General features: G+C 63.8%; 16 protein-coding genes. 6 read left to right on the top strand and 10 right to left on the bottom strand.

The features are described from left to right. Window positions 1-19 precede the first annotated feature (19 nt). Window positions 20-697 carry a MepB family protein gene (locus AB4074_RS18455; RefSeq protein WP_441414685.1) on the bottom strand — a complete coding sequence of 226 codons (678 nt, stop codon included), beginning with the start codon at window positions 695-697 and terminating at the stop codon, window positions 20-22. Between the two features lie 146 nt (window positions 698-843). Here AB4074_RS18455 and AB4074_RS18450 point away from each other — a divergent pair, with 146 nt between their 5' ends. Then, complete coding sequence (locus AB4074_RS18450) at window positions 844-1002, top strand: hypothetical protein (RefSeq protein ID WP_441414684.1); 159 nt, start codon at window positions 844-846, stop codon at window positions 1000-1002. A gap of 606 nt (window positions 1003-1608) precedes the next feature. Here AB4074_RS18450 and AB4074_RS18445 read toward each other — a convergent pair. From AB4074_RS18445 to AB4074_RS18435, 3 genes are all read right to left on the bottom strand, one after another. After that, on the bottom strand, window positions 1609-2043 hold the full coding sequence (locus AB4074_RS18445; protein WP_441414683.1) for a GNAT family N-acetyltransferase: 435 nt from the start codon (window positions 2041-2043) through the stop codon (window positions 1609-1611). Window positions 2044-2088: 45 nt separating this feature from the next. Next, window positions 2089-3039: a D-2-hydroxyacid dehydrogenase family protein gene (locus tag AB4074_RS18440; RefSeq protein ID WP_441414682.1), complete on the bottom strand. Its 951-nt coding sequence runs from the start codon at window positions 3037-3039 to the stop codon at window positions 2089-2091. A gap of 67 nt (window positions 3040-3106) precedes the next feature. Next, complete coding sequence (locus AB4074_RS18435; RefSeq protein WP_441414681.1) at window positions 3107-4081, bottom strand: ABC transporter substrate-binding protein; 975 nt, start codon at window positions 4079-4081, stop codon at window positions 3107-3109. Between the two features lie 189 nt (window positions 4082-4270). Between AB4074_RS18435 and AB4074_RS18430 the strand changes: the two genes are divergently transcribed. The 3 genes from AB4074_RS18430 (at window position 4271) to AB4074_RS18420 (ending at window position 8699) form a co-directional block, all read left to right on the top strand. Beyond that, window positions 4271-4699 carry a YybH family protein gene (locus tag AB4074_RS18430; RefSeq protein ID WP_441414680.1) on the top strand — a complete coding sequence of 143 codons (429 nt, stop codon included), beginning with the start codon at window positions 4271-4273 and terminating at the stop codon, window positions 4697-4699. Window positions 4700-4810: 111 nt separating this feature from the next. After that, entirely contained in the window at window positions 4811-5800 is a 990-nt protein-coding gene (locus tag AB4074_RS18425; protein ID WP_441414679.1) for an LLM class flavin-dependent oxidoreductase, read from the top strand. A gap of 259 nt (window positions 5801-6059) precedes the next feature. Next, window positions 6060-8699, top strand: a complete 2640-nt coding sequence (locus AB4074_RS18420) for a trehalase-like domain-containing protein (protein ID WP_441414678.1) — start codon at window positions 6060-6062, stop codon at window positions 8697-8699. Between the two features lie 73 nt (window positions 8700-8772). On the opposite strand, the gene AB4074_RS18415 is transcribed toward AB4074_RS18420, so the two are convergent. The 3 genes from AB4074_RS18415 to AB4074_RS18405 all read right to left on the bottom strand — a co-directional run bounded on the left by AB4074_RS18415 (window position 8773) and on the right by AB4074_RS18405 (window position 10667). Continuing rightward, the gene (locus AB4074_RS18415) at window positions 8773-9699 is read right to left on the bottom strand and encodes an AEC family transporter (RefSeq protein WP_441414677.1); all 927 of its coding nucleotides are present in this window, start codon (window positions 9697-9699) and stop codon (window positions 8773-8775) included. Between the two features lie 151 nt (window positions 9700-9850). Then, on the bottom strand, window positions 9851-10279 hold the full coding sequence (gene panD / locus AB4074_RS18410) for an aspartate 1-decarboxylase (protein ID WP_172465683.1): 429 nt from the start codon (window positions 10277-10279) through the stop codon (window positions 9851-9853). 55 nt (window positions 10280-10334) lie between these two features. After that, a complete protein-coding gene (locus AB4074_RS18405; RefSeq protein WP_441414676.1) occupies window positions 10335-10667 on the bottom strand; it encodes a hypothetical protein in 333 nt (110 codons plus the stop codon). Between the two features lie 99 nt (window positions 10668-10766). Here AB4074_RS18405 and AB4074_RS18400 point away from each other — a divergent pair, with 99 nt between their 5' ends. Further along, a complete protein-coding gene (locus AB4074_RS18400; RefSeq protein ID WP_441414675.1) occupies window positions 10767-11360 on the top strand; it encodes a TetR/AcrR family transcriptional regulator in 594 nt (197 codons plus the stop codon). Here the strand turns inward: AB4074_RS18400 and AB4074_RS18395 are convergent. Continuing rightward, window positions 11344-12198, bottom strand: coding sequence for a LysR substrate-binding domain-containing protein (locus tag AB4074_RS18395; RefSeq protein WP_441414674.1), 855 nt, complete (start codon window positions 12196-12198; stop codon window positions 11344-11346). The genes AB4074_RS18400 and AB4074_RS18395 overlap by 17 nt on opposite strands. 150 nt (window positions 12199-12348) lie before the next feature. On the opposite strand from AB4074_RS18395, the gene AB4074_RS18390 reads away from it, so the two are divergent. Next, on the top strand, window positions 12349-13746 hold the full coding sequence (locus tag AB4074_RS18390) for an MFS transporter (protein WP_441414673.1): 1398 nt from the start codon (window positions 12349-12351) through the stop codon (window positions 13744-13746). Between the two features lie 78 nt (window positions 13747-13824). Here the strand turns inward: AB4074_RS18390 and AB4074_RS18385 are convergent, their stop codons facing one another. Then, window positions 13825-14958 carry a N(5)-(carboxyethyl)ornithine synthase gene (locus AB4074_RS18385; protein WP_441414701.1) on the bottom strand — a complete coding sequence of 378 codons (1134 nt, stop codon included), beginning with the start codon at window positions 14956-14958 and terminating at the stop codon, window positions 13825-13827. A gap of 17 nt (window positions 14959-14975) precedes the next feature. Then, a complete protein-coding gene (locus AB4074_RS18380; RefSeq protein ID WP_264637052.1) occupies window positions 14976-15110 on the bottom strand; it encodes a hypothetical protein in 135 nt (44 codons plus the stop codon). Between the last annotated feature and the right edge of the window lie 76 nt (window positions 15111-15186).

The raw sequence follows: 15186 nt of genomic DNA, 5'->3' as shown, positions 1-15186 counted from the left end.
TGATGATTCTCCAGGTTGACTAGTACACCATTGCGAGCGTTTCCAAGCTACCATTTTGAGCACGCTTACTCCACCGTTTTGAGCGTTCGTGGTAAGCCACTTTGAGCGCCCGCTCGCTAAACGTCCCGCAAGAGGTTCGGCTAACGGACCCTTGTTGGGCCAGACCCTCAGCCGGAAAGAGGACGTGGTGCAACGTACGGGGTCGAGATGGTTGCCAGCCTGTTGCAGGGGCCCGCGACGCGACACTCGGAGGAAGCTCAGAGAACGCAACTCCCTGCGCGCGCTGAGAGCGTGACGCTTGAGGATTCAGGTCGGTGCACCATGCGGGATAGACGCGGAAACCGCGCTTGCCGGGGTGAAGGTCGGAGCTGACGTATCCGAGCGAGATCAGGTGCGCCTTGGTGAATTGGAAGACCCCGAATCGTTCCTGCTCCTCTACGAAGACGAGCAGTCCGGACATCGACTCTTCAGCCGTGAAGGGCCTGGTCGATCCGCCTTCGTCTCGCTTCCAGACCGCGACGAAGGCGCCCGGCTTCGTCGGTGTGATCCGGGCGGTGCGGATTCTCCACTGCTCCATCCCGATGCGGGCGACCCCAGATTCGTAGTCGTTGTTCTGTTCTTCAACCTGGATGACACGCTGTGCATCGGCAGGAACAGGCGCAAGGTCGATGAAGCGCTTGAGTGCGTGGAAATTCACCCTCAAACTGTATTCATCAAGAATCAGGCCTGAAAGCTGCCGGTTGACTATCGGCTAACGGGCACCAAGGCTGACATTCATCGCTGCGATTCCACACTTCGTCCTGGCATTGAATTGTTCTTTGCCCTGTGGGGCAAGATGGCAGGATGCCTCTTGCCAATCTGCTCGCCAGCCTGAGAGAACTTCCTGAATCGGTATCGCGAGACACGTATCTGCAGTTCCTGAACTTGGCGGGGGACGCGGCATTGCGTCGAGATGGCGATCTGGAGCATGTCACCGGGGTCCTGCTTCGTGTTTTCGCCTGAATTCGATCGTGTTCTCCTGTGTTTCCATCGCAAGGGGCAGTTCTGGGTGCAGTTCGGCGGTCACGTCGAGTCGGAGGACGCGTCGGCTGGTTCCCCGATCAACGAATTGCCAGTTCAAGTGCCGGTAGGCTTCTGCGGTCGTTTGGAACGCGTCCGGCGCGCCGCGATCTCACTGAGTGGGACACGGATCGATTAAGAGTGCACGACAGGCTCGGCGTTGAGGTGGCCATCCATGATGTGTCCATTGCGCACATGGCAGAAGAAGGACTCCTGACCGCCCGGCGTTCGCGGCTGTCCGCTCATACCGGTCGGACTGGTCAGTGACACTGAACTTGTCATACTGGACGATCGCCGACCCCTCGACCGAGCTCCTCCCGGAGGATGGCCAGCCCGCGCGGTGGGTCGACGTCGGCTCGGACTGGCGAACGTTCCATAAACCGGATGCGACTGTGATAGCCCGGTTTGCAGAACAGCAGAGCACCTATTGACCCCTACTGCTGCTTGCTCCTGTGATATGGAGGCATTGGCGTTGCCTCGCCGACCAGTCGGCGGACTCAGGATTGCCGCCGATCGTGGCGGGCCGTAGACGACCGCATTCGCTACAAATCAGGCTGCGACCATGAAAACGTCTACCGGATCCTCGGTCTCCAGGACAAAGCCGTGGCGTTCGTAGAGGCGTCGGGCCGGGCTGCCCTGGAGCACGTTGAGCCGGAACGGTCGGTGGTCCTTGGACTCGCCCATGACCCGCTGAAGCACGCCGGCCCCAAGACCTTGCCCCTGGAATCCAGGGTTGATGTAGAAGTGCTCGATCCACAGCGCTTCGGGCTCGGGACGGACAGCGATGACACCGGCAGCTCGCCCTTCCACGGCAATGACGAAAGTGTGATCCGGCTGGAACGCATTCAAGAACCGCTCCCTGACGCGGACCGGATCCCAACGCCCAAGCCGCTCCAAATCCGGATGCATGACGACGGCGCGCAGCTCCGCGATCCAGTGGGCATCGGCAGGCAGGGCGGGACGGAGCGAGAATTCGGCAGGCACTCGACTATTCAACCCCAATCTCAACCCCCATTCGACGCCGCCGAATCAAGCCGTGAGCACCCGCACCGGATTGCCCCGCACCCACGCTCGGACGTCCTCGAAGGCCTCGCCATAGAAATGGGCGTAGCTTTGCGAGGTGACGTAACCCAAGTGCGGCGTCAGCACGGTGCGCGGGGCCGTGAAGAGGGCGTGGCCAGCCGGGAGGGGTTCGACGTCGTACACGTCCAGGGCCGCGCCGCCGAGCCAGCCCTCGTTGAGCCCGCGGAGGAGCGCCGCTTCGTCCACGATCGGCCCGCGGGCTGTGTTCACCAGGACGCCTTCCGGGCCGAGGAGCCTTAGCTCGTCCTCCCCGACGAGCGCCCGGGACCGTTCCGATAACCGCACGTGGACGCTAACGACGTCGGCCTCCCGGAAGAGTGCTTCCTTGCTCACCTTCCTGGCGCCGGCAGCGGCGGCAGTCTCTTCCGTGAGATTGGGGCTCCAAGCAATGACATCCATGCCAAACGCCTTGCCGTAGCCGGCGATTTTGCTCCCGATATTGCCGAGTCCCAGCACCCCTAAGGTCTTCCCTGACAGTTCGAAACCCACCGTGCTCTGCCAACTTCCAGAGCGGAGCCGGCGGTCCTCGAACGGCACCTTGCGTGCGAACGCCAGAAGGAGGGCCCACGTGAGCTCGGGCGCCGCGGCGGGTGAACCGCCTGTCCCACAGACAGTGATGCCCTGCTCCCCGGCCGCGCGCACGTCGATGGCTGCGTTGGCCATCCCCGTGGTGACCAGGAGTTTCAGCTTCGGCAGTTGCCGGAGGATCCCGGCGTCGAAAGTGGTCCGTTCCCGCATGGCCATAATGATGTCGAAGTCGCGGAGGGCATCCACGGCGTCCTCCAAAGACTCCGTGAAGACGGTGACATCGACGCCGTCGTCGGTGAGCCCAGCCCACGGCGCGTAATCGTAGGCGACCGCTTGGTAGTCGTCGAGGATGGCAAGGCGCCGGCCCATGGAATTCCCTTTCGCTTGTCCGGATCGCGGTTCCGGATACGTGGAAAGGTACACCCCGCAGCTGGCCCTAGCTCTTCGGCAAGCCCGGCGGGTTCAGTTCCGACTTCTGGATTGCCTCCGCCGAAAGGCCCCAGCGGTCCAGGATCTTTCCGTACGTGCCGTCCTTGATGAGCGAGTTCAGGCCTGCCTGGGCTGCCGCCGCGAAACCGTTGCCCTTCTTGGTGGTCACCGCGATGCTCGCCTTGAGCGGCCACCCGCCGTCGACCAGGCCCACGTTCTTGGTCTTGCCATCGGTCTGCGACTTGTAGGACGCGGTCGCGTTCGGCCCGAACGTCAGGTCCGCACGGCCCGACTGCAGCGCCAGCGTGGAGGCCGAGTCGTCGTCGTAATACTGGAACTCAACCGGCTTCAGGCCGTTCTTCTTGTTCTCGGCGTCCCAACGCAGCAGGATTGCCTCCTGATTGGTGCCCGAGCCCACAATGATCCGCTTGCCCGCCACGTCCGGAGCCGAGTCCACCTTCGTGATGGAGCTGTCGCTCTTGGCGTAGAAGCCCAGTTTGTCCTCGCGGTAGCTGGCGAAATCGAACTTGAGCTTGCGCTCTTCCGTCACCGTGACGTTCGAGATAACGGCCTCGTACTTGCCCGATTCCACGCCCAACGGCCAGTCGGCCCACGCCGTCGGGACAATGTCCGCCTTGAGTCCCAGCGATTCTGCCAGCGCGACGGCGAGGTCCACCTCGTTGCCCACCGGCGTCTTGTTGTCCGTGGCGTAGACGGCCAGCGGCGCGGCGAACGGGCTCACCGCGACCGTCAGTTTGCCGTCCGCCTTGACCGAATCGGGCACCAAGGCAGCGGCTTCCGGCGAGACCTGAACATGGAAGCGGTTCTGCTCGGGCGCCAGATTGAAGGTTTTGCCCGCGGACGCGGACGACGACGGCGCTGGCGCGGCCGAGGCGCCCGGGTCCGAGCACGCGGCGAGGCCGAGAGTCGTGGTTACGGCGAGTGCCAGTGCGGTGCCTGTTTTGAGGCGTGAGATAGCCATGGAGTCCCCTTCGAAAGTGATGGATGGTGTGCGTTGCAGCAACTATCCGGCAGGGCCAAGAGCCGGTCAAAGCGCTGTGAAACGCTGGGATACAGGGGTTAACGGAGGTTCATTCGAGGTCCCGAAGGGTCACAAAACAACCACGGTGTAGGCTTCCCACACAACCGCCGACACGTGAGGAGATTTTTCGTGAGCAACGAGCAAACCCCGGTCAATCAGGCGCTGGAGGCTTACGCAGTTGCTGTCCACGCGAAGGACGTCGATGCATTCACGGCGCTCTACGACGACAACGTCCACATCTACGATTCCTGGGGACAATGGCAATACACGGGAATCGAGGCCTGGCGGGCGATGGCGGGCGAATGGTTCTCCTCGCTTGGCGATGAGCGCGTGCAAGTCGAATTCAACGATGTGCAGTCCGTCGCGGGGGAGGACGTGGCTTTCGGGCATGCGGCCGTGACCTTCGCCGGGATCTCGGCCGATGGGGAACGGCTCCGGGCGATGACCAACCGCTTCACCATTTGCCTTGAGAAGAAGGACGACACCTGGAAGATCGCCCACGAGCACTCTTCCCTGCCCATCGACATGGAAACCGGCAAAGGGATCTTCACGAGCTGAGACGGAACCCACGCAAGCAAGAGAAATAACCCGGCCACCGCCGTCGTTGTCGCAAGAGTGGCCGGGAAACCGGCCCCTCGAACGAAACCACCTTCGAAAGGCCGGCATAACGTGACTGTTCCCCTCTCCATCCTCGACCTGGCAATCATCGGCAAAGGCCAGACGGCGGCGGAGAGCTTCGCCGGGAGCGTCGCCATGGCGCAACTGGCCGAACGGCTCGGCTACCGCCGGATCTGGTACGCCGAACACCACAACATGGGCTCGATCGCTTCTTCGGCCACGAGCGTCCTGATTGCCCACATCGCCGCCAACACGAGCACCATCCGGCTCGGCGCCGGCGGCGTCATGCTGCCCAACCACTCGCCGCTCACCATCGCGGAGCAGTTCGGCACCCTTGAGACGCTGCACCCTGGCCGCATCGACCTCGGCCTTGGACGGGCGCCAGGCAGTGACCAGAACACAATGCGAGCACTCCGCCGCGATCCCATGGCCGCGGACACCTTCCCGCAGGATATGTTGGAGCTGCAGGGCTACCTCGCGGGACCCACGCGCATCCAGGGCGTCGAAGCCACGCCTGGAAAGGGCACCAACGTGCCGCTCTACATCCTCGGCTCCTCCCTGTTCGGGGCGCATTTGGCGGCGCAGCTCGGCCTGCCCTACGCCTTCGCCTCGCACTTCGCGCCCAACGCGCTGCAGGACGCCGTCGCCGTCTACCGCCGCGAGTTCAAGCCGTCCGAGCAGCTGCAGGAGCCTTACGTGATAGCGGGCGTCAACGTGGTGGCCGCAGATTCGGCGGCAGAAGCCCAACGGCTCTTCCTCGAGGTCAAGCGGGACCGCGTCTCCCGATTCCTCGGCGGCGGACGCGAATTTACCGACGCCGAAGCGGACCTCATCCTCGACTCGCCGCAAGGCCAGCACATCGCGCAAATGGTCAAGTACTCCGCCGTGGGCACGCCGGAGGTGGTGCGCGATTACCTCGACGAGTTTGCCCGCCACGCCGACGCCGACGAACTGATCGTCGCCCACCAGAGCACGGGCACGGAGCAGCGCCTGCGTTCCGTGGAACTGGTGGCGGAGGCCGTGGGGCTGGTTCGGGTGTAGCAAGGTGGGAAACCTAACGGCCGGCGCGGCAGTCATCCGGAAGCGTGCATCTAAGCTGGGCCCACGCCGTCGGGGGTCCCTGACCGAGCTTGCGAGGTTAGGGAGACGGCGGGGCGGTACGAGCGAGCACGCGGAGGATGGGTGCTGCGCCGCCCAAACGTAACCAAGCAAACTCGTTACACCCCGGCAATACGCGGGTCATGGAGGCGAAACCCGCCGGGCGGAAACTGGACGAATCACCCCGGAAGGATCGTCCCCCATGGCTACTCCGCTCAATTTGTCCGTGGCCGATTCGGCGCTGCTGACAAAATCGCTTCCGTTGGGCCTCCTGCGGACGGCAGTCCAATCCGAGGCCGCCCACGATGGAATCACTCCGGAGCTGCTCGCGGAACTGAGGATGCTGGCCCGTACTCCGGGTCTCCTGGTGGCCTGCAACTACGGTGGAACCCTCTGCGCCGCGGAAGGGGTATCCACTGAGACGCTCCCTTTGGGGAGTGCCGCCGTCGCGCTCCGGGCACTGGCAGCCCTGCCGAGTACGCACGCCGCCGTCATCTCCGGCAGGTCGTTGCGGGACCTTGCCGCGGTGTCACGGCTTCCTGCGGAAGTCCACCTGGTCGGTTCGCACGGCGCCGAGTTCGACATGACCTACGCGTACAGCATCTCGATGGCCACGGAAGCCGTCCTTCAACAGGCAGCCACGGCCCTCAACGAATCCATCGGTTTCGAAAAGGGCATCAGCATCGAGCGCAAGCCCGTGGCGGTAGCCATCCACACCCGGCCGGCCACGCCTGCCGTCGTTGCCAGGGTGACGCGCGAGGCGCACCAGATCGCCCGTGAATTGGGCCTGTTTTTCATTGTGGACGGATCTGTACTGGACCTGTCCATCGTGGAACCCTCCAAAGACGCCGCGCTGGAGCATCTGCGTACACAGTTGGGGGCCAGCGCGGCCCTGTTTGCCGGCGACGCGGACAGCGATGAGCTCGCGATCGCCACCTTGCGGGGCCCGGATCTTGGCCTGCACGTCGGAGACGGAGAAACGAAGGCGCGCCACCGCCTGCCGGACCCGGAATCCTTCGCCAAAGTGCTCGCCATCCTGTTCGAGCTGCGCCGTGCGTGGCTGTTCGGCGAGGACGCGGTGGGGCTTGAACGGCATTCGATGATCGGCAACGGGACCTCGACGGCGCTGCTCACTCCGGAGGCCAAGATCTGCTGGATGAGCCATCCCCTCCCGGATTCCGGCTCCTTGTTCGCCCATATTCTTGGTGGCGATCCGGCCGGCCACTTCAGCGTGGAACCGGTCAAGACGTCGAAGGTGCTCGGCCAGCGCTATGTGGACAACACCATGATCGTGGAGACGCGCTGGGCCGACGTCACGGTCACCGACTACCTTGAGCCGGCACCGGACGGCATCACCAGCCTGGTCCGTGTCCTCTCCGGAACCGGCAGCGCGCGGATTGTTTTCGCCCCGCGGCCGGACTACGCCAACGCTCCGTTCAACATGGAAATCCGCGGCGACGAGTTGCACGTCGTCGGCACTTCGGATCCCATCATTCTCTTCGCACCCGGAGTGTCTTTCACGGTCACGAGCGACGGCAAGCACGGCACCGCCACCGCGGAGGTGAGCCTCGCGTACGGTCCCGTCGTCATGAACCTGAGGTGCGGAGACACTGAGCCGACGACGCCGGACCCCGCCGGAGAGCTCGCCCGGCGGGCCGCCGTCGCGCATCAATCCCGGCAGTGGGTCCGGGGGCTGGAACTGCCCGACATGAAGCCGTCGTTGGTGCGGCGCTCGGCGCTGGTCCTCAAGGCGTTGGTGCACGAGCCGACCGGGGCCGTCCTGGCGGCGCCGACTACGTCGCTGCCGGAAGGGATCGGGGGCACCCGCAACTGGGACTACCGCTATTGCTGGCTCCGCGACGGCTCCATGACGGTCAATGCGCTCGTGGATCTGGGTTCCACCGAGGAGGCAGACGGGTTCCTCCGTTGGCTTGGCCGCATCCTTGAGAACGCTCCCGGGCCGGAATGGCTGCACCCCCTGTACTCCGTGACCGGCTCCCCACTGTCCACGGAGGCCATTATCGAGAGCCTCCCCGGTTATGCCGGCTCGCGGCCCGTGCGGATCGGGAATGCCGCCGATCACCAGGTGCAGCTGGACGTGTTCGGGCCGATCGCCGAACTCATCCAGACCCTCAGCAGACGCCGCGGGATGCTGCCGGACGAGCACTGGAAGCTGATGGAGCAGATGGCCTCCGCCGTGCTGGCCCGCTGGCACGAACCCGACCATGGCATCTGGGAAGCCCGGCGGGCGCCACGGCACCACATCTACACCAAGGTGATGTGCTGGGTGACCTTGGACCGGGCCATGCAGACGGCGGTCCGGTTCCGGCGCCCCATCGGGGCCGAGTGGGAGGAAACGGCCAACCTCATCCGCGCGGAAGTCCTCCGCGAGGGCTGGGATGATTCCGCGAGCTCCTACACCGTGGCCTACGACAGCCCGGACCTGGACGCGGCGGTGCTGCACATCGGACTCTCGGGCCTGCTGGACGTCCGCGACCAGCGCTTCCTGGACACCGTCACCGCCGTCGAGCGGGAACTTCGGGTGGGTCCCACAGTGTTCCGGTACAGGTACGACGACGGCCTGCCGGGTTTGGAGGGCGGGTTCCACATCTGCACCACTTGGCTGATCGAGGCGTACCTGGCCGTCGGTCGACTGGACGATGCGCTTGAGTTGTTCAACCAGCTCGTGGCCCTCTTCGGGCCGACAGGACTCCTTCCCGAGGAGTTCGACCCCGGCACCGAGACCCACTTGGGAAACCACCCGCAGGCGTATTCGCACTTGGGCTTCATCCGCTGCGCACAACTGCTGGACAGGTACCTCGACTCGGTGGACGAAGAGTAGGCGCCGACCCAACTGACTCGCACTTAATGTCGTTTTCGGCGCCCAAAACGACAACAAATGCGAGTCAGTTGGGTTAGGTGAGCAGGAGGGCCACTCCGATCATTGCCGGGACGGCCACCACCGTGGTGATGAGGACCGTATCCTTGGCCACGGTGACTCCCGTGTTGTAGCGGCTCGCAGCCACAAATACGTTCTGCGCAGTGGGCAGGGCCGCCGTGACAACCACTGCGAACAATGCATGCGCCTCCAGGCCCAGTGCGAAGCGGGCGAACAGGTACGCGATCGTGGGGTGGACAAAAAGCTTGAATCCGCTGGCCAGGAGCGCGTCCGTCCGGCGGCCCGTGTCCTTTTGGAGGGGCCGGGAGCCGTTCAGGCTCATCCCGAACGCCATCAGCATCGCGGGAATGGCGGCTCCGCCGATCAAATGGATCGGGTCCATGATGAGCGAGGGCACTTGCCAGCCCGTTCCAGCCACCACCAAACCGAGGGCCGATCCCACGATCATCGGGTTCCGCACGATCATCAAGACGAAGCGCACGGGAGTGGTGCGGTGGGCGCTGGTGCTGGCATCGAGCGCCATCAGGTACATGGGCGTGAAAAACGCGAGCTGGAAGATCAACAGCGGTGCCACGTAGCTTGCGTCGCCCAGGACGAACACAGCGATAGGGATGCCGAGGTTCGCTGAATTGGCCAAGGAAGCGCTCATGGAGGACATGAGCGATTCGGGGAGGGAGCGTTTGAGCCAGAACTTCACGATGACGAAGAACAAGCTGCCTGTGACGACGGCCCCCACCGCCGTGACAAGGAGCGGGGCGGCGAAGATGTCGCGGAGATGGGCCTTGCCCAGGGTTTCAAAGAGGAGCGCCGGGCTTGCGACGAAGAAAGTCAGGCCGCTGAGGACCGAACGCGCATTGTCTCCCAGGATCCCGCGCTTGCCGACGAACATGCCCACCAGAATGATGGCCCACACCACGAAGAACCCGGAAAGGACGCCCAGCACTACGGCATCCGGATGGGGACGGGCGCGGAGCGGCGTGGGTTCACAGTCCCAGCCTAAATCAGCTTTATTCGCCTGTAAGGCACGACGGCGGCATGTTCCGCCATGTGGACCGCGAAGAGGGGGTGTCCGTGGGGCAGTGGAAGAGGGGAGTCTAGTTCAGCTGTGCGTTGTTGAGGGCATGAGGCGGGCGCATGATGCCCGGAGTAATGCCTTCGGCGGGATCGCTGCCGAGCTGGACGATTTTGTTCGCCCTGTCCACATGGACAACCTTGGGCTGGTAGGCCTTGGCCTCTTCGGTGGTCATCTCGGCATAGGTGATGAGGATGACGACGTCACCCACGTGCACGAGGTGCGCTGCGGCACCGTTGATGCCAATGACGCCCGAGCCGCGTTCGCCGGCAATGGTGTAAGTTTCCAGGCGCGCGCCATTGGTCACGTCAACAATGGAGACGAGCTCGCCGGGGAGAATATCCGCGGCATCCAGCAGATCCAGGTCGACCGTCACTGAACCTACATAGTGCAGATCGGCATGGGTCACCGTGGCACGGTGGATCTTGGACTTAAACATTGTGCGGTTCATAACGTGACAAGTTTAGCGCGTGGCCGCTCGATCGCCTGGTGATGCCTGACACAGGCTAGGCCTTGGCCGTGTCCTTTCCTGCCTGCCGCCTCTTCAGCGAGCCGTAGCCAGCGAGCAGTTTCGGGACAATCACGTAGACGGCGGTAGGAACCACAACGAGGGTCAGGACGAGGGCGCGCAGCGCGGGGTGCCAGGACTCCGTGAGCGGAGCGAGGATCGTCATGCCGATCGCGACGAGGGGGAAGATGGCCAGCCACGTGATGGCGGCACGCATGTGTACTGACGGCGTGTGCACGGAAGGCAGGTGCGCAGAGTGCGGAGCGGGCGCGGGAACCGGCGCAACCGCGGCGCTATCCGCGGGTGCGGAAACGGGGATTTGGGTGCTCATGACATTCTCCAACTAATTGGTTGCTTTCGGCGTGAGTTCAGACTAGACCTCGCCATCAAAAACTGCAACTACTTGGTTGGAATCTGTTAAGGTGGACACATGGCATGGGATACCGAGCGGACCAAGCGACTCCTCCTTGAGGCAGCGACTGCCGAGTTTTGCCAATTCGGACTCGCCGGCGCCAGGGTGGACCGCATCGCTGCTGCGGCCGGAGTCAACAAGGAACGCATCTATCAGTACTTCGGCAAGAAAGATCTTCTCTTCGACGCCGTGATCGCGTCCCAGCTCAGCAAGGTGGTGGACGAAGTCCGCATCGAGGGCGCTGGTCCCGAAGCCTTGGCCGATTACGCCGGACGCCTGTTCGACCATCACCACCAAGATGCCACCCTTCCGAGGCTGCTGTTTTGGGAGGGCTTGGAGCGGGGCGAATATGTGGTCAACCGTCCGGACCGGGCCGCGAACTGCAGAAACAAAGTTAACGGCGTCATCCGAGCCATGCCAGGGACGTCCAGGGAAGATGCGGCCGATCTGATGCTCACCATCATTGCGTTGTGTGACGCCTGGCCGGTACTGCCCGAGCTGGATGGCCTCATGGCCGGCAGCAAGGGGTCAAGCAGGGCGGAGCGGCGCCGGAAGACGATCGTCCGGACCGTCCTCCTCGCTGCGCAGTCGCTGGCTACGCCTGCTTGTTGAGCGTTCTGCCGATGATCGCCTGTGTCAGCGCATCCACTACCTCGGCGTTCGCCAAAGGGTTGCGGATCAAGGTGAAGTCGACGTCACCCACGGGCGGGAGGTCGAAGCGTTTGGTGATCACCGTGAGGTCTTCGGGAACCAGCGACGACGGCATGACTGCGACGCCGATGCCTGCGCGCACCGCTGCCAAGACGCCCGCGATCTGCTTGGTCGAGCAGGTGACCCGCCACGTCCGGCCTATGGCCTCCAGCGCGTCGATGGCAAGTTTCCGGCTGACGCTCGGGGCCGGATAGCAGATTAGCGGCACAGGGCTGGCGGGGTCCAGCACCGTCTGTTCGACGCCCACCCAGGCAAACTTGTCGTGCCGGACGACCGTGCCGTCCTTCGCCTCGCCCACCCACTTCACGAATACGAGATCCAACTGCCCCGCATTGACGCGTTTGTAGAGCTGGTCACTCTGGCTGACCGTGAGTTCCAGGTTGATCTGGGGGTACAGTTGCCGGAACTCGCGCAGGATCCGAGGCAACCCTGTGATGGCGAGATCGTCGGCGGTTCCGAACCGGAGGCGACCGCGCATCGCGGAGCCGGAAAAGTACCTCGCCGCGGAATCGTGCGCGGAGAGGATATTGCGGGCAAAGCCTGCCATGGCGTCGCCATTGTCCGTGAGCCGGACATCCCGGGTATCGCGGGCTACAAGCGCCCGTTTGGCCGCCGTCTCCAGCTTTCTCACGTGCTGGCTGACCGTGGGCTGCGCCAAGCCGAGGCGCTCGGCGGCCTTCGTGAAACTCAAAGTCTCGGCCACGGCCAGGAAGGACCGAAGCTGCACGGGTTCGAACACGGGACTCCTTGAATAGCTACGTTCACCGCCGCTCACGCCGGTGTATTGCACTTCGCAATGCTAGTTATACGGCTAATTCACTTCCATAATCACCGCGGCCAACCCTAGCGTTAAAGGCATCCCAGCGAAACGTCTATCCAAGGACTACTTTTGGCACCCCCACCGCCCTCAGCGGCAAACGTCAGCCAACCCATCATCGATTCACTCGCCGCAAGCAGCCGAATTTCACACGCTGCCGAACCGGACACGGTCACCCAGCCAATCGCCGTTGTCAGCGAACGGTTGCCCTGGCGGCATACCTTCATTTCTCTCAAAGTACCCAACTTCCGGATTTTCGCGATGGGCCACTTCGTGGCTGTCATCGCACTCTGGATGCAGAGGATTGCCCAGGACTGGTTGGTACTCCAGCTCTCCGGATCCGTCACCGCCGTCGGAATAACCGTGGCATTGCAGTTCATGCCGTCGCTGTTCCTGGGCCCCTGGGGCGGCATGATGGCGGACCGCTTCCCCAAGCGACGCATCCTCATCCTGTGCCAAAGCGTGGCGGCCTCCTTGGCCGCCATCCTTGCCGTGTTGGCGTTGAGTCACCACATCGAGGTGTGGCACGTTTACGTGATCGCGTTTGTCCTGGGCCTTGTGACGGTCCTCGACCAGCCGGCCCGGCAGGTCTTCGTCAACGAACTCGTGGGACCGAAGTACCTGCGCAACGCCATCAGCGTCAACTCCACCACGTTCCAGCTGGGCGGCCTGATTGGTCCCGCCCTGGCTGGCGTGTTGCTGACCGCGGTCGGCGCGGGCTGGGCTTTCGCGGCGAACGCGGTGGCCTGCTGCTCCACCGTGACCATGCTCCTGATGCTGCGCAAGAACGAACTTTATGTCAGCACGCCCGTGCCAAAACGCAAGGGAATGCTGCAGGAAGGCCTGCGATACGCCCTCAGCAAGCCCACCATCTACTGGCCGTGGCTCATGGCCGGCTTTGTAGCGGTCTTCGCGATGAGCCTGCCTGTGCTCCTCGCCGCCTTCGCGGACCACATCTACCATGCGGGTGCCGGCGGATACGGCTTGCTCAACGCCATGGTTGCCCTTGGCGCGCTGGCCGGAGCAATCACTTCGGCCCGCCGCCGCCAATTGCGCCTACGCTCGGTGGTGCTGTGCGCCGGGATGTACGGCTTGATGCTGTGCCTGGCGGCGTTGGCACCGTCCATGGTGTGGCTCTCCGCCGCCATGGTTCTCTCCGGATTCTGGTGCCTCATGTTCCTGACTGCCGCCAACCAGCTGGTCCAAGTGAGCGCCAACATGAGCATCCGCGGTCGCGTCATGAGCCTCTACATCATGGTGCTCATCGGCGGCCAAGCCATCGGTGGACCCATGATGGGCTGGCTTGCCGAGCACCTGAACCCGCACGCGGCTCTCTTGGTGTCAGGCGGGGTGCCGGCGCTCGCGGCAGCGACAGTCGCCGTCGTGCTCGCCCGGAAGTCTGAATTGCGGCTCAAAGTGAACGTGCGGGATCGACGCCGGATGGTGCGGATCGTCCCGCAGTCGACGTAGCGGAGTAACGCCTGAACGCGGTTGAGCCGGGCACCCACAAGGCGCCCGGCTCAACCGCATTATTAGGCTGCGAGGCGATTACGCCGCAAGGTGCGGATAGTCCGCTGTGCGCCCTTGGAACTGCAGCACGTCCGGGTTGCGGATGACACCGTCCCGGATCTCGATGGCCCGGGAGATCGTTTCGCTGGCGTCCCAGGCCTCGGGGCCCGAAATGACCGTCCCAAGGAACGGCAGGAGCGCTTCGCTGATCTCCCAGCTGGACGAATTCCACAAGTAGGACGGGCTGTGGTCCACGGCGTAGTAGTTGATGTGGTCGCCCACCGTGAACATGGGTTCGGCGAACGTCGTGGTCCGCGCCCAACTGAAGCCCATGCCTTCGTCGCAGGAGACGTCAACAATCAAGCTGCCCGGCTGGAATGCGTCAAGGTCCTCGGTCCGCAGGTATGTCAGCGGCGAGTTGGGATCCTGAAGCGTGCAGTTGACCACGATGTCGCTCGCGGCAAGGAACGGCGCGAGTGGCAGGCGGCCACGATCGGTAATGACCTCGCTCAGGAAAGGGGCGTTCTGGTCGTGGTCGAACTGCACTATGCGCACCGAGTGGATGGGGGAACCGACCGCCGCAACGCCGCGGTTTGTCAGCACCTGGACATCGTGGACGCCGTGCGCGTTCAGGGCGGTGACCGCGCCGCGCGCTGTGGCTCCGAAGCCAATCACGACGGCGCTCAGCCGCCGCCCGTAGTCACCCGTCGAGCCCGTCAGGGCAAGGGCGTGGATGACGGAACAGTAGCCTGCAAGTTCGTTGTTCTTGTGGAAAACGTGGAGCCCGAAGCCGCCGTCGCTGGCCCAGTGGTTCATCGCCTCGAACGCGATCAGGGTCAGCTTCTTGTCGATGGCCAACTGGGTGATGGCCCTGTCCTGGACGCAGTGCGGCCAGCCCCAGAGAACCTGACCGTCGCGGAGGTCAGCAAGGTCTTCCGGCTGCGGTTTGGGCAGGAGAATGACATCCGAATCCGCGATCAGTTCTTCACGGCTTGCCATGCCAGCGACCAGCGGCTCAAGTTGGCTGTCCGAAAAGCCGAAGCGCTCGCCGTAGCTGCGCTCGAGCCGGATGTGCTGCCGGAGTTCCGGAGCTATACGCTCCAGGTGCAGGGGATGGACAGGCAGCCGGCGCTCGTCCGGCTTCCGCGAGGACGACAGGATGCCGAGGGTCATGGCGCCTATATGGCCGCTCACTTTTTGTTGCCGGTTGCCGGCTTGGCCACCGTGGTTGCGGAGGACTCTGAGGCCCGCTTATCCGCGCGCTTTTCTTTGATGGATTTGCCGGATTTTTTCGATGCAGCTTGGCGAGGTGATTTGTCAGCCATGATCGCTCCCTTAGAGCAGAGCCGAAATGGCTCCTAGCTTCTGACGATACACCCAGGCGATGGGACGCCTTGTATC

Origin of the sequence: Arthrobacter sp. 2MCAF14 (assembly GCF_052115645.1) — a bacterium.
Classification (GTDB): domain Bacteria; phylum Actinomycetota; class Actinomycetes; order Actinomycetales; family Micrococcaceae; genus Arthrobacter.
The sequence above is the reverse complement of the archived record's forward strand: the minus strand, read 5'-3'. Positions and strand labels throughout refer to the sequence as shown.